14 protein-coding genes are annotated in these 15314 nt (G+C 44.7%); 1 reads left to right on the forward strand and 13 read right to left on the reverse strand.

The features are described from left to right. Positions 1 to 30: 30 nt before the first annotated feature. Both BC643_RS06890 and BC643_RS06895 read right to left on the reverse strand, forming a co-directional pair. Positions 31 to 621, reverse strand: coding sequence for a 3-keto-disaccharide hydrolase (locus BC643_RS06890; RefSeq protein ID WP_120272389.1), 591 nt, complete (start codon positions 619 to 621; stop codon positions 31 to 33). Beyond that, positions 618 to 1340 (reverse strand): 3-keto-disaccharide hydrolase, encoded by a 723-nt coding sequence (locus BC643_RS06895; protein ID WP_120272390.1) that lies wholly within the window; start codon positions 1338 to 1340, stop codon positions 618 to 620. The genes BC643_RS06890 and BC643_RS06895 overlap by 4 nt, the downstream gene beginning before the upstream one ends. A gap of 206 nt (positions 1341 to 1546) precedes the next feature. Between BC643_RS06895 and BC643_RS06900 the strand changes: the two genes are divergently transcribed. Beyond that, positions 1547 to 2158, forward strand: coding sequence for a trimeric intracellular cation channel family protein (locus BC643_RS06900; protein WP_120272391.1), 612 nt, complete (start codon positions 1547 to 1549; stop codon positions 2156 to 2158). Between the two features lie 105 nt (positions 2159 to 2263). Here BC643_RS06900 and BC643_RS06905 read toward each other — a convergent pair whose 3' ends face one another. The 11 genes from BC643_RS06905 to BC643_RS06955 all read right to left on the reverse strand — a co-directional run bounded on the left by BC643_RS06905 (position 2264) and on the right by BC643_RS06955 (position 15086). After that, positions 2264 to 3406 (reverse strand): PepSY-associated TM helix domain-containing protein, encoded by a 1143-nt coding sequence (locus BC643_RS06905; protein ID WP_120272392.1) that lies wholly within the window; start codon positions 3404 to 3406, stop codon positions 2264 to 2266. Between the two features lie 147 nt (positions 3407 to 3553). Continuing rightward, positions 3554 to 5818 (reverse strand): TonB-dependent receptor, encoded by a 2265-nt coding sequence (locus BC643_RS06910; RefSeq protein WP_211338002.1) that lies wholly within the window; start codon positions 5816 to 5818, stop codon positions 3554 to 3556. Positions 5819 to 6308: 490 nt separating this feature from the next. Next, positions 6309 to 6794, reverse strand: a complete 486-nt coding sequence (locus tag BC643_RS06915; protein ID WP_120272394.1) for a hypothetical protein — start codon at positions 6792 to 6794, stop codon at positions 6309 to 6311. 199 nt (positions 6795 to 6993) lie between these two features. After that, a complete protein-coding gene (locus BC643_RS06920) occupies positions 6994 to 7590 on the reverse strand; it encodes an ester cyclase (protein WP_211338003.1) in 597 nt (198 codons plus the stop codon). Between the two features lie 163 nt (positions 7591 to 7753). Beyond that, a complete protein-coding gene (locus tag BC643_RS06925) occupies positions 7754 to 8872 on the reverse strand; it encodes an ABC transporter permease (protein WP_120272395.1) in 1119 nt (372 codons plus the stop codon). A gap of 397 nt (positions 8873 to 9269) precedes the next feature. Continuing rightward, a complete protein-coding gene (locus tag BC643_RS06930) occupies positions 9270 to 10376 on the reverse strand; it encodes an ABC transporter permease (protein WP_120272396.1) in 1107 nt (368 codons plus the stop codon). Between the two features lie 114 nt (positions 10377 to 10490). Next, positions 10491 to 11237, reverse strand: a complete 747-nt coding sequence (locus BC643_RS06935; protein WP_120272397.1) for an ABC transporter ATP-binding protein — start codon at positions 11235 to 11237, stop codon at positions 10491 to 10493. Positions 11238 to 11300: 63 nt separating this feature from the next. Then, positions 11301 to 12212: an ABC transporter ATP-binding protein gene (locus BC643_RS06940; RefSeq protein ID WP_120272398.1), complete on the reverse strand. Its 912-nt coding sequence runs from the start codon at positions 12210 to 12212 to the stop codon at positions 11301 to 11303. Between the two features lie 93 nt (positions 12213 to 12305). Beyond that, complete coding sequence (locus BC643_RS06945; protein WP_120272399.1) at positions 12306 to 13187, reverse strand: HlyD family secretion protein; 882 nt, start codon at positions 13185 to 13187, stop codon at positions 12306 to 12308. 15 nt (positions 13188 to 13202) lie between these two features. Then, positions 13203 to 14465 (reverse strand): TolC family protein, encoded by a 1263-nt coding sequence (locus tag BC643_RS06950; protein ID WP_120272400.1) that lies wholly within the window; start codon positions 14463 to 14465, stop codon positions 13203 to 13205. A 9-nt stretch (positions 14466 to 14474) separates the two neighbouring features. After that, positions 14475 to 15086, reverse strand: a complete 612-nt coding sequence (locus tag BC643_RS06955; protein ID WP_120272401.1) for a TetR/AcrR family transcriptional regulator — start codon at positions 15084 to 15086, stop codon at positions 14475 to 14477. Positions 15087 to 15314 lie beyond the last annotated feature (228 nt).

Genomic DNA, 15314 nt, shown 5'->3' on the forward strand with positions numbered 1-15314 from the left:
GTGCTTTTCTATTTTCAAAACAAAAAAGTATTAGAGTTCTTTTATCCGCAGGTTGCGCCAGTAGATTTTTATGCCGCCACCATCGTGAATCTGAAGGGCGATCTTCCCGTTGCCTTCACCGATTTTATCATCTTCCAGATGAATCATTTCCTGCCCGTTTAGCCAGGTTTTAACCGAGTTGCCGATAACCCGGATTTTCATCGTATTCCATTCACCGTATTTTAGCAACTTTTCTTTTTCTGCATCGGGTTGAATGAGCCAACCACGCCCGTAAGACTCATAAATTCCACCGGTGTGCATGTCCGGCGGAGCCACTTCAACCTGCCAGCCCGAAATCTTTGAACCTTCAATTCCAGATCGAAAAAAGATTCCACTGTTCCCTTCGGCTTCCTGTTTAAAATCAGCAGTCAGCTCAAAGTCACGGTAATTCTTGTCGGTGGTCAGGTAGCCGTATTGGGCGTCGGGTCCGCTTTCCGAAACCAGCAAGCCATCGGCCACATACCACTTTTCGGTTCCATGTTTCTCCCATCCCCGCAAATCCTTTCCGTTAAACAAGGACATCTCGGCCGACTTACAGCCAGCAAATGATACGAGGATTAAAAATAGCCATCCGATCCTCATAACTCCCGGATTTTGATGTTGCGGTACCAAACAAAACTGCCATGATCCTGCAAGCCAATCAAGCCCGTTTTTTCATGCCCGTAATCCGGGTAATCTTCCCATTTACCGGAATCACGTCTTTTTTGCCAGTCATCGGACCAAGGCACAAAACTCACCGTTTTTTGCCCGTTCAAATAATAAGCAGCAGAGTCAGGTGTAAACACGATCCGGGCACTGTTCCATTCACCTGCCGGCTTAACGACTCCTTCAATATTCGGCGTGTACATGCCATAATCGGCACCAACCGACTGCCAGTCTTCCAGCTTTTCGGGAAAACCAATTTGGTCGATCACCTGGTACTCCGGCGCATTAAAATAAGGTGCAGGATACTGTTCGCCCTCTAACACATGATAGAAAATTCCGCTGTTTCCGCTATCGGCAATTTTCCATTCCAGCTCCAGTTCAAAGTTTTCGAATGACTTGGCTCCGTAAACAATATCGCCACCAATATCACCGCCACGGCCCAACGATTTCAGACTACCGTCTTCGATAATCCAGCTTTCCGGAAGCTTGTCACCATTAAAAGCCCGCCAGCCATCCAGCGATGTACCATCGAACAAATACTGCCATTCGTGGCTCTTTGGTACTTCCTGATTGACTTCGGGATTAGGATTTGGCTTTTTAGACTGACAGCTCAGCAAAGCAAAAACTGCCAATAGCATCAACAAGTTTGTTTTCATGTTTTTGTTGGTTATTGATTGGTATAGGTTGATATCGGCTGCAAATCCTATCCCAAAGGGGCATCAGAACCATATGCAACCGATTTGAACGAATTTAGGGAAAATCGCCAGTTAATCAGTTAACTCCAAATATGTTCAGGAATACATCAACCGAAATCGGCGCACATCGCCTTCCGAACTAGTTTCATTTTTTATTTCTTTGCGGCATGAATTTATTGCTGCTTTTCGACTATATCGGAACCTTTGTGTTTGCCATCAGTGGCACACTGACTGCCGCCAACAAGCGACTCGACTTTTTCGGGGCAACCATGATTGGCTTTGTGACAGCGGTTGGCGGTGGCTCGCTGCGCGATGTGATGCTGGGCGATACACCCGTTGCCTGGATGCGCGATCTCAACTACTTTTGGCTGATTATTGCGGGCGTGTTGGTCACTATTGTCTTCGGGAAAGTGGTGATGACACTGAAAAAAACACTCTTCCTCTTCGACACCATCGGGATCGCTGTGTTCACGATCATCGGTCTAAAAAAAGCACTATTAATGGGCATCAACATTCCGATGGCTGTGATGATGGGATTGGCATCGGCTGTAGTCGGCGGCGTGATCCGCGACACGCTTTGCAACGAACTACCCTTGATCTTTCACCGCGAGATTTACGCCACAGCCTGCATTATTGGCGCACTAGTCTATTTACTTTTAAACTACCTCGGAATGAACGAACACATCTGCGAACTGGCAACCGTCGTTACTATCATTGCCATTCGGATTGTGGTTGTGCGTTTCGATATCGCCTTACCGAAAGTGGAACTGAAAGAATAGATTTTAACTAAAGAGGCTGTCCAAACGGTCCGAAGAGTTTTTTCGTAGCCTTTTAAAAAAGTACGCATTTCTTCAACCTATTTTCTGAACAACCTCTTTATTTCATCAGGGAATATCGAGATGCCGAGACTTTCTCGATTTTCTATTTTTTTTACGCTTATTCCACCAGACAAAAAATCCGGTAACAGACAAACTCGAAGCAATCAGGCCACCAAGAAACGTTACTATTTTACCGAACAAACCAAGGTAATTTCCCAAGTGCAGTGTCCAATACATATTGCTGACTGCTTCATTAATCACAAGTTCCTTTTGTAACGGTACACGCTTACCTGAGTATTTGTCGTAAGCAGCAAGTTTTCCATTCATCGCGCTTTTTATTCCAATTTTATTGGCCACATACATCGCATAATAGCCCCAATCATCCAGCCAGTAAGTGTATAACTGAATCTCCGTTTTTTCCGGGAAATCAACAAAAGCCTGCTGCACAACCTCATTAATAGGTGAAGCTGTCTTCGTACTGTCGTTGACTGAAACAAAAACAGATCTCATTTGGACTTCGGGATCTCCGCCAAAGCTTTTTTGAGTGAAATCGGAGAAGGGTTTGAAGGCAATGAGAAGGCCGGTGATCGTTAACAACAACCCGAGGCCCAGACCATAAAATCCGCCGACTGAATGAAGGTCATAATTCAGGCGTTTGCGGGAGCCACTCAGCTTGAATGTGAATGCCTTTTTCATATTCTTCCGTTCAAGACTTCGGGGCCACCAAAGCACCAAGCCAGTTATTAAGGCGATCAGAAAAACGATTGTACCGATATCAATAATCCACTCGCCCGGACCATGCCACAACAACGAGTGGTGCAGATGGGCGACTATGTAAAAAAAGTTAATCGTGGGATCGTCTTTCAAAATCTCACCGGTGTACTGATTCATATAAACCATGTGCAAGCCCTCCGTTGGGCCGAAACTATTAATGCGCACACTTCGGCGAGGATCGCGGTAATAAACAATGTAACTTGGGTTCCATCGGTTGGGGAACTCCGTCTTCAAAATTGAAATCAGAGCTTCGGTTTCCATCGGCTCTGCCTTCACTTCGTTCACGTAGCGCGCATCTCCGGCGGAAAAATCCATTATCTCGTCGCAAAAGACGATAATCGTTCCGGTGATACAAATAAAAAATACAAGCGGTGCTGTAAACAGCCCCAGCCAGAGGTGCAATTTTTCAATGAGGGTGCGGATTGAGAAATTCATAGGATAATTTTTGGTTGCTGAGATTATTCGTGATTTTTTTTGCAGTCCGGGAACTTAACCACCACTGCAGTTCTGCTTTTCGAATCTGAAAGAAAGCCAAAAACTACCGGAGCAACTCCGGTAGTTCGATTATGAAATGGGTCGCGCTTAGAAGCGCATTGTGAAATTCGCTATAAATGATCGCGGACTTTGCGGCTCTGCATCGTAGTCCGACATCCAGTATTCTTTGTCCGTGAGGTTATTCAATTTAAGTCCGATCCGGAACTTGGGGCGATCCAAAAACAGCGTTCCGTCAAATTTAAAGTGCCCGGGAACTGTTATCGTATTGGCGTCATTCAGGTAATAATCGCTGGAATAATCTCCTCCAAATCCAATTCCCAGTCCTTCACACTGCCCTTTTGTAAGGCGATGGCTAATCCAGAAATTTGCAACCTGCTCCGGTGCTGAGTAAGGACGATTTCCATCCAGATTTTCAGAAATATTCGTGTATTCACTATCGTTATAACCATAGCCCAACACAATGTGCATCCCTTTCACCGGGTTGGCAATTAAATCCATTTCGAAACCAGAGCTCTTCTGTGTTCCATCCTGAACACTGTAAGCAATGTTGTCCTCGCCGGTTACGCTACGTACTTTGTTTTCAACCTGAATATCGTAATAGCTTAGCGTACCATTCAATTTATTCCCGATCAGCTCAAATTTGATACCTCCTTCAAACTGATTGGCATGTTCGGGTTTAAAGGCAACTGTTTCGTCGGGACTCGCTTCGGTATAACCGGGAGCCACATTGGAAAACCCGTTCATGTAGTTCCCAAACAAGGAAATTTTATCGTCGACAAGCTGATAAATTAAGCCGGTTTTGGGCGACCATGCTGTTTGGTCGTAGTCTTCAACAATATCGTGGAAGCTATCAAACCGCAGACTGACCATTGCAATCAGGCGATCGGTCACATGCAAAACATCCGATGCATAAGCAGCATAAGTTCGGCGGGAACGTTTGTTGCGAAGGAAAGGTGCACTGGACGCCATTTCCTGTTTCGCCTGTCCTGCATCGAACTCTGAATCTTCAGCGTTAATTTCAACTTGATCAAATGATGTTATCCGGTAGCGGGTATCCGTTGTCTGTAGCTGTGTATAATCTAAGCCAACCAGCAACTTGTTATCCATTCCTGCAATTTTGAACTTCCCTATGAAGTTTTGTTGTAACTGCAGCGTATTGAAAAGGCTGGGAATATTCATCACCATCCGGGTTAGGGTTGTCGGAGCACTTTCTCTCAGCAACAAAAACAGGTAGTTGGCATTGTTATCGGTATTTGAATACGAAAGAGCCGTTTGCGACTCCCAGTTTTCTGACAATTTGTAGGTTGCCTTAGCCAGGGTATTAAATACTTTGGCCGAACTTAGAAACTCATTTGACGTGTATGATTTTTCGAAGTTCCAATTCAGCTCGTCCAAATTAGTTACCGGAGTTCCCGAAATACGCACATAAGTGGTATTTCTGTTCGATTCGAAATATTCAAGATCAAAATTCAAAGTTAGTCTGTCCGATACCAGGTAGGTGAAGGTCGGAGCAAACATCATTGTTTTATTTACACCGTAATCCTGAAAGCTTTTTTCACGATGAATAGCAGTGTTCAGTCGAAAGAATAACGTTTTATCACTGTTCAAGGGCGTATTGTAGTCCATGGTAACACGGCCCAAGCCGTTGGCTCCCGTTGAAAAGCCAACTTCTCCACCAGTACCATTAAAAGCTTGCTTAGTAACGCGGTTAACCAAACCACCGTACGAAATCAGAGTCGAGCCAAACAATGTAGCCGATGGCCCTTTGATAATTTCAAGGCTTTCCAGATTTACCGGATCGGACAAAGAAACCCAGTTTGTAGCCATTCCGTTACGTATTGCTCCGGCGCCGTTCGCCCCGCTAAAACCACGCATACGCATTGACAAACCTGTACCTCCGGAACCTACTCCCAGCACAACATTGGCTACACCCGGAGAAGACATCAGAGCTGATCGGAAATCAACATCTATCTGTTCTGTGAACAGTTCCTTCGGGACGACCGTGTATACCTGTGGATTATCCAAATTTTTCAGAGGCATGCGGGCTACGATCTCCGATTCTTTTTTCGAGAATTTTGTAATCATTCCGTCGACCCGTATTTCATCGATCATCTCACTCGATTCCTCCAGGACAACCGTTCCTACACTGGTTGTCTCTCCAGCCTTCACGATTACTTCCTTTTCAACGGGTTTGTAACCGGTAAACGACAGATACAAAATATGGCTACCAACAGGCACATCCAAATTGAAATTACCGGAATCATCCGTTGTCGTTCCGATCCTTGTGCCTTTAATACTCGCAGTGGCAAAAGCCAATCTTTCTCCGCTAGTTGCAACAATGGTTCCTGTCACTGAGCCACTAAGTCCTTGTGACAATACATAACTATGACACACAAGACTAAAAAAAAGAACAGATAATACTCTGTAAATGAATTTTGATTTGGGGGTGGTTTTTTTCATGTCTTAAAAGAGATATTTATTATAACTAGTAAAACAGAAACAACAATTTTATCCCAATATGTAGATCCTGTACATTACAAAATTGCGTTTAGGAAGTAGCGCTCGACCACTCCCGCGATTAAATTATTTCGGTGATTTATATCGTCGTCCTGTTTCAGTTCAAAAGTACTGACCTCCCCAGACTGACACAATCGCTAAATATTGGGATTTTTAGCAGCTAAATGATAGAAATAATCCCCAATAAAAAGATTGACGCATCCCTCATTGAGGGGAGTGTCATCAATACCCAATTCTAATCAGGGAAATCGAATCCTACGAATGATAGAGTTGTGAATCTACCTGACACCTGTTAATGCAGAAGTAACAAAATTCAAATTTATTATCAAAATGAAGCTTTAACCAGCAATTCTCTGAAGTCCAGGTGATGCATCACCTCCCGAATAATCAACAGGTAGGCCGCAAAACCCAAATCATCGGGGATGACATCCTGGCTTGCGGGCAGGCCTTTAACAATCTCGGCAAAACGATCAAATACATTCTCGAGTTCGATCTGAGGCACTAAAGTCTCTCCTGCTTCCGTTTTGGTGGTATTAAAAGCCAGTTCTGCAATCACCTCTACCTGCGGATCATCGGATTGCAATATCGATTCGTCTCTAAACTTCACTTCTAACTCCGCTAGAACCTCTTCGGTAAAATTGATGGCCCGATCCACGTCATCATAAGTCGGCGGAAAGGCTGTATAAAACTGCTCAGCCAATTGTTTCCAGCCAATATTCAAGGTGGTTCTAATTTCCGAATTGTTACGACTCTGAACAAAGTCACTTGCTTGTTCGCCAATATGCAGGTATAGGGTATTATTTGTTTTCATGACAAAAAAATGAAAGAATCTGGTTTCTTAGAAAAAAGCAGAGCAACAAAAATTACTTCTCGTTGCTCTACTCCAAAATTAAAACTTATCTGTTTTCTGCAACAATTGCAGTCATGGCTCGCGATAAATTGTTGTCGACAAAGAAATCAACATAAGAGTGTAGCTCAAACTCGTCAGCAACAGTCTTTATATTTCATTATTACATTAATCCCAATTGCGTCATGTACGTTTTGTTGTCCCAGAACAACCATTCTTCAACCATAACTCCGTTTTCCCAGCGGCCGATGGTACACATTGGCATTTTCACTTTTTTACCGGTAGGTTGAATGAACTTGCCATTTCCAATGGCCATGGGTTCGGTGAAGGTGGCCTCAAACACGCCTGTCACAGCAGTCCATTGTCCGTCGGCACTACCGAATTTTACGGGGTGCTCGGTAATACGGGTATCGGGAGCATACGGGAACATGGCATCCAGATCTTTAATGTGCTGCTCAATTCCGACTACAATGCGTCCGTCGGGCCAGTGCACTTTAATGTCTTTGGCATGGCTCTCGTGCAGGCGAACCCACTCCCGATGACTAAACACCGTAAAATCGAGCGTATCAAATTTCATCAGGTTTTCGGCTAAGACGGCGTTGCCGACAACCATTTCGTTTACCTGGTTGCGCAATGAGTCTAGTTCGGTTTTGCTAACCGTAACCTGGTTTGGGTTCGTATTACAAGACGATAGTGTACTTATGAATGCAATAACAGCAGCCATTGCTGCTACTCGGATGGTTAATTTTTTTGTTTTCATCGTTTGTGTTGTTTTGATCAATGATTGTGATACAAAGATCTCCTGAAAAGCAGCGCAGGGGGTATCACTTTTCAGAAATAGAGTATCAGTTTTAGGAAATGTGAACAAAAACTCATATTCCACACCCCCAAAACAGAAACAAACAAGAAAAACAGCGGCTTAATCAGCTCGTTTTGCGGTAGCGCCAAATGGCTAAAGTCAGAAAGGAAATGCCGATGATGGTCAGTGAAACAAACTCGGTTATCAAATCACCAAAGCCGGAGCCTTTCAGACAAACCATGCGCATGATGCGAATGAAATAGTAGATGGGATTGAGCCGGTCGAGTTGTTGCGCCCAATGCGGCATACTTTCAACCGGGGTGAAAATTCCGCCCATCAAGACAAAGATCATCATGAAAAAGAAAGTGATGAACATGACCTGCTGCTGGGTTTCGGTCACGGTGGAAATAAACAATCCGAGTCCTAGCACGCCAACCAAATAGAGCGCACCAAAGCCAAACAACAATACCAGGCTTCCCTCAATCGGCAGGTTGAAAACAATGCGGGCGATCAGCAAACCAAAAGCCAAATCGAGCAAAGCGATCACAAGGAAGGGCAACAGCTTACCGAGGATGAACTGCCATTTTTTAATCGGCGTGACGTTCAGCTGTTCAATGGTTCCCATTTCTTTTTCACGCACCAGGTTCATTCCCGACAGGAACATACCAATAATAGTCACCAAAATGGACAAGATTCCCGGTGCCATGTACCATTTGTAATCCAGTTCGGGGTTGAACCAATAGTTGTCATGTGCTTCCACACGCATCGGTGGATTGAACTCGGGCAAGCTTTTCCAATGCATGATGATTTGCTTGTTGTAAGCTGAAATAATACTGCGTGTGTATTGGTAGATCAATGAAGCTTTGTTGCCATCGATCGCATTAATTAGTAGTTGCACATCGGCTTCATCCTCCCGAATCAGAGAGCGCTCGAAGTCCGGCGGAATCACCAGCACAAAGTCTGACTCTTCCTTTTTCAGTTGATTCATGCCATCCTCCAAATCGAACGAGGCATCGTGAATATTGAAAAAGGGAGATGCTTCGAAATGATTAATCAAGCCGCGGCTGGTGTCCGACAAATCCTGATCGACCACGTAAATATCGACATTCTTCAGGTCGTAAGTGGCAGCAAAAACCAGCACCAGCATCTGCATCAACGGCAACATAACAATCATCCGCAACATGGTTTTGTTCCGCAAAACCTGGATGAATTCCTTTTGGAGGATGTATTTGATCGTTCTCATCTTTCTATTTTTTGTTTCGCTCCGTAAGCTCTGTGCCTTACTCCGTGTCACTCTTCGGTTTTAATTACAAGAGCTAACCACCTAGTAATCATGGTTTATCACGGAGTTACACAGAGAGTATTTAGTTTTTTCGCTCTTTGAAAACGTTGCCCACATTTTTTACAATGAACCTATTTTCGTTGCGGCGCATGAAAGCATTGATCATTTGTCAACTTTGCAGTTGCGCCTTTTTTCATTTCTTATATTCATCCCCGGGTGGCAATCACCTCCTTCGTCGGTTCATTTACCCGGGGCTATTGCTGTCTAACCCCTTCGGGGTAGAATAAAATCACTCATATCCTCTCTCCCTCTTCACTCATTTCTCACGACTCATTACTCATATCTATTTCTTGCGGCTTCATTCTAACCTCGTCTTAAACTTCTTCACGGCAACTGCCACAAAAAACGCAGTCATTCCGAGCAGCACCGCTGTTTCTTTCCAGACGTAAGCCAGGCCAACTCCTTTCAACATTATATTTCTAAGGATGACAATAAACCAACGCGGTGGAATGATATGGGAGACCACTTGTAACGGCAGGGGCATGTTCTCGATTGAGAAGATGAAACCTGACAATAGAATTGTCGGCAGCATCAAGGCTATTACCGAAATAAACATGGCAACCATCTGTGTTTTGGCCAGCGACGAAATCATGATTCCCAAACTTAGGGCCATCATGATGAACAGGATACTCTCGCCCAACAGCAACACCCAGCTTCCCTTGATCGGAACTCCGAAGATGAAATGCCCAATCCCCAAAATGACGAGTGCATTGATGAAAGATAAAACCAGGTAAGGCGTCACCTTCCCCAGAATAATTTGTGCCGGACGCAGTGGTGAAACCAGAAGAATTTCCATGGTTCCAAGTTCCTTCTCACGCGTGATGGAGATGGAGGTCATCATGGCGGAGATCAGCATCAGGATCATCGCCATAATACCCGGAACAAACATGTACACCGACTGCAGTCCTTCGTTGTAAACCATGCGTACTTCCGGCTCAATTTGCATAGGCAGGTGCAAGTCGCCCATTTGCTTCAGGATGTAATCGTTAATAATTCCGGTGGTGTAAGAGGCCAGCATCTTCCCAAGATTTGGGTCAGAAGCATCGACAATAATTTGCACATCTGCTTTTCCCTCGCGCTGCAATTTTCGGCTGAAATCGCGCCCAAAGACCAGCACTTCCTTGACGGTACCTTGCTTAAAAATGGCTTCAATATCCTTTGTACTCTCCAGGTTTCGGTCGAGCAGGAAATAGCCCGAGGACAATAACTTGCTGGTGATTTCCGCTGTTACTTCATCTTTCGACTGGTCGTAAATCGCAATGCGAGCATCTTTAATCTCGTTGGTTATCACCGTTCCAAACAGCATAAGCTGAATAATCGGAATCCCAAACAGGATAATCATTGTTCGCCGGTCGCGAAAAATGTGAAAGAATTCTTTTTTGACAAAACCCCAGAAACGGTTCATAGTTTCGTTATTCTGTTTTAATTTATTTTTACTGTTCTGTTTCGAGCAAAAAGTCTCAGTTTTCAGTCACAGTATCCAGTAAAGCTCTCTGCAAACCGCGACTGCGACTGAAAACTATTCTGTCCGCTGCGCGGATCTCGCCAACTGCAAAAACACGCCGTTCATATCTTCGGCGTTAAATTGCTTTTTCAGGGCATCGGGTGTGTCGAGTGCGGCAATGCGGCCATCCACCATGATGGAAACCCGGTCGCAGTATTCCGCTTCATCCATATAGTGAGTGGTCACGAAAATGGTCTTCCCTTCAGCGGCAGCTTCGTAAATAAAATCCCAAAATTGGCGCCGGGTAATCGGATCAACGCCTCCTGTTGGTTCATCGAGAAATACGATTTGTGGATCGTGTAACAAGGCGATAGAAAACGAAAGCTTCTGTTTCCATCCGAGTGGCAGCGATGCAATCAGCTTGTCGCGCTCGGGTTCGAGCCCAAGTTTTTTCAACATCCGATCTTCCTTTTCTTTTCGCTGCTGACGCGACAATCCGTATATACCGGCGTAAAACCGGATATTTTCAGCGATCGTCATGTCCTCGTACAAGGAAAACTTCTGGCTCATGTAGCCAATATTCCGCTTGATTAATTCGGCCTGTTTGTAAACGTCGAAACCGCTAACAGTCAACTCTCCTGATGTGGGACTACTCAAGCCGCAAAGAATACGCATCGCCGTGGTTTTTCCAGCACCATTTGCTCCGAGGAAACCAAAAATCTCCCCTTTGTAAACCTCGAAAGTCAGGTGGTCGTTGGCCACAAAGTGCCCAAACTTTTTGACAAGATTTTTGACTGATATCACAGGAATTGTTTTGTTCATATTTTCAATTTTAACCACAGAGGACTCAGAGTTTCACCGAGTCGTTTCTCACCTTCTCATTTTTCAACGCTCACTCTCCCCCATCAGTGCCATAAACACATCTTCAATTCCAGCTTTGATGAATGACGATTTCACCTGCTGATGACTGAGCTTTTCCAGATGTATTTTTACATCCTCCGGTTGAAGTTGATCATTCGACGGCGTGATATGCACAAACTGACCAAAAGCATAGGCTGTTTCTACCTGGTTCCATTCCCGTAAATCCTGAATCAGTCGGTGCATCTCATCGGAGCGGGCAGCGAGCAACGGGCGATGGTAATTATCGATGATCCCCTGCGGCGTATCAATGCTCAGGATCTCTCCTTTTTGCATCAAGGCTACCCGGTCGCACAACCCGGCTTCATCCATGTAGGGGGTTGAAACCAGGATCGTAATTCCCTGCTGCTGCAACTTTTTCAGCATCTCCCAAAATTCCTTCCGCGAAACGGCATCCACACCGGTAGTTGGCTCGTCCAAAACCAAAATCTCAGGTTTGTGAATCAGAGCACAGGATAAAGCCAATTTCTGCTTCATCCCACCGGAAAGCCTTCCGGCCAAACGATCTTTGAATGGTTCGATCTGCACATAAATATCGCGGATGAGTTCGTAGTTTTGCTCGATTGTTGTTCCGAATACCGTCGCAAAAAACGAAAGATTTTCTTCTACTGTCAAGTCCTGATATAACGAGAACTTCCCGGGCATGTAGCCTACAATCCGACGAATCTTTCGATAGTATTTCACCACATCCAAGCCGCTCATGCTGGCTTGCCCGCCATTGGGTAAAAGCAAAGTCATCAGGATGCGCATGAGGCTGGTTTTACCGGCACCATCGGGACCAATCAAACCAAACAACTCTCCTTTTTCAACCGAAAAAGAAATGTCTTTCAAGGCCTGTACATCGTTGTAAGATTTCGATATGTTTTCGACTTTTATCATCGTTTTACTCTTTTAATCACAGAGGACACAGGGGGAAACACAGAGCTCCACTGTGAGCGTGCAATGGTAAATCGTAAATAGTTAGTTTGTAAATTATTGAAAATTCACTTCGCCCGGCATGCCAATTTTCAGGCGGCCGTCGTTTTTCACTTTTACTTTCACAGCATAAACCATCTTCACCCGTTCTTCTTTGGTTTGGATGATTTTGGGCGTAAACTCTGCCTCTGATGAAATCCAGTTCACAACTCCAATCAGGTGTTGATTCGTTTTCTTGTCTTCATCAATCAATACTTCAACCTGCTGTCCGAGTTTCACATGTGGCAATTGAGCTCCGCTAACATACACCCGCAGATCAAGTTCCGACAAATCTGCGAGCTTAACCAAGGCTTTGGAAGGTGCTGCCAATTCGCCCAATTCGGTGTACTTCTCCAGAATCGTCCCATTCACCGGACTAGTAATCACCGATTTTTCCAACTGATTTTCGGCAGATGCAATTTGAGCCTGCAGCACCGCCAGCTCGCTGTCGATGGAGGCAAACTGGGTCTGCTGACTCAAAACCTGCTGTTCAAGCACACGAACCTGCCCGTCCACATCATCGACCTGTTGCTGCGTTGCCGCCTTATCGGCAAACAATTTGTGCACCCGATCCTTCGTGATCTTTGCATTCTGCAACTGTTGCTGCGACACATCAATTTGCCCGCGAAGATTGACCTTTTTTACAGCCACCGCTTTCATCTGTGCCTGCAGTTGCTGAATTTGAAGGTTTACCGTGCTACTATCGATAATGGCCAGCACGTCTCCCACTTTCACCTGTCGACCTTCTTCACCGTCAAAACGGATCAGTTTTCCGGCAACCTCCGAAGAAATAATTGTTTCATCGGCCTCAAAGTTGCCGTATGCGTCGGATGTCTGATCACCATTATTGCACGCTGATGCCATTACAACGAGCAAGAGTAAAAGATAAATTCGATTCATGGTTATGCTTGTATTTTATTGTCCGAGTAAATTCTGATAATTAACTTTTGCTGATTCCAGCTGCACTTTGTGCGTTTCAAAAGTGATCCGGGCGACCAACTCTGCATTCAAGTCCTGCAAATAATCTGCTGTTGTAATTGTTCCGTTTTCTAGCTTTGAGGCCGAACTTTTAGTGATGCGTTCCTGCAGTTCGATCAGCTCCCGGTCACTTTTTAGTATTTGTTGCAATTGCTCTATTTTTCGCCTTTGGCCATCCAAAGCAATCGTAATATTTCGTTCAAATTGTGTCTGTTGTGTTTGCACCATTTCTTGCTGCAGCTGAATCACTTCTTTCGACCTTTTGGTTTGTTTCCAATCGAACAGTGTCCAGTTCAGGCCAATGCCAACCAGGTAGTAGGTATCAAAATCATCGTTCAACATGTTTATCGCCGGACGACCATAGCCTGCCTGCCCAAAGCCGAACAATTTCGGATTGCGCGCCTTTTGAGTCAAGTCGGCCGAAGCAGACAGCAAATCGGTTTGTTGGCGAAAGAGGTCGATTTCGGGACGCACGATTTCATTTTCCGTTCTCACTTCGCTGGTTTCAATCTGAAGATTTTGCAGATCAGAAGGCTCTTTGCCGGTCAGGATAGCCAAAGCGGCCAAGGTCGTTTCCCGACCAGACTGCAGCTCCAACTGTTGCTGCTTCACTTTTACCAACTCTGCCAAAACCTGATCCAAATCAGATTGAAGAATTGCCCCGTTAGACAATGCACTCTCCATTTGCTTCTTCCGAGCCTCGAGTGTTTCCTGTTTTTTAGCCAGTAAGTCCAGGTTTTGTTGAATGAGGAATGATGAAAAAAACAGGTTGTTCACTTGCTCCTTCACTTGGTACAAATCAACTTCAACACCTTGCTGATTCGTGAGGTCCTGTGCCTTTTCAAGCTCACCTTTCGCTTTCGACACGCCTCCATCCCAGATATTTTGCTTCACATCGAGGTATGCTTTATACTGGTCTTTGGAAACAGATGGAATATCAATTCCGGGCAAGGACGCTCCCAATCGCGTCACATCCGACTGGTAACTGGCCTGTGCTTTCAGGTCGAGCGTTGGATACCAGGCTGTCTGAATATTATCCAGTTTCAGCTCGCTCATTTTCTGGTAAATTTCCTTTTGTTTGAGTAACGGATGGACTTCACGCGCCCACTGCTGGCAATCGAACAAAGTCACCCCCTGCTGTGCAAACAACCATTGAGCAGGCAGCAACAATAACATAATTAGACTAATTCTGGTCTTCATAAAATCTGATTATTCGGGTTGAATAGCTTTGAGAACAAACTCCTTCGCTTCTGCTTTCCGTTCCTCAAGGAAATTTTTCAATCCCTGCTCATCACCATGGAAAGCGACGTATCGAATCATCGGGCGAGCAGCAAACGGGAAGACACACAATGCAATGATATTCACCAACAGATGCTCCGGTTTCATCCGTCGGATTTCTCCGCGATCCATGGCGTCCTGAAACATTTTTATAATCGGGGCGATCGTGAAACCGGAACGTTCAACAAATCCGAAAAACGGGGTGGCATCACGATTCATTTCCTTGATGATAAAAGCAGGCAGAAACGGATATCTTACAAGTAGGTCGAGATAAGTATCGATCGCCTGCTCCACCTTTACTGCAAACGGCAGTTCCGAGAACAAGATTTGTCCAATCCGGGGGAAAGCGATACCAATTAACTTGGCGAAAATCGCATCAAACAACTTTTCTTTACTTCTGAAATAGTAGTGCAGCAATGCTTTATTAATCCCCGCACGGTCAGCAATCTCCTGCATACGAGCACCGTCCATTCCCTTCTGAACGAACACATCGGTAGCTGCATCGATAATCTTATCCTCTGTATTGTCTTTTTTAGTTTCCATTTTCTATTTGGTTTAACTACTTGGTTAAATCTTCAGCAAACGTAAAACATTTCAAGACACAAGTCAACACTATTGACTAAATATTTAAACCATTTGGTTAATTTTTAATCCAGATGAACAATAAGCATGAAATCAAGTGACGAGCAGACGGGTAATCTATTTTTTTAATGTAAATAAAAAGTAAACAGTGTTACAAAGACACACATGAAAAACTGTAGATATTCTTCT

The organism is Mangrovibacterium diazotrophicum (assembly GCF_003610535.1).
GTDB lineage: Bacteria > Bacteroidota > Bacteroidia > Bacteroidales > Prolixibacteraceae > Mangrovibacterium > Mangrovibacterium diazotrophicum.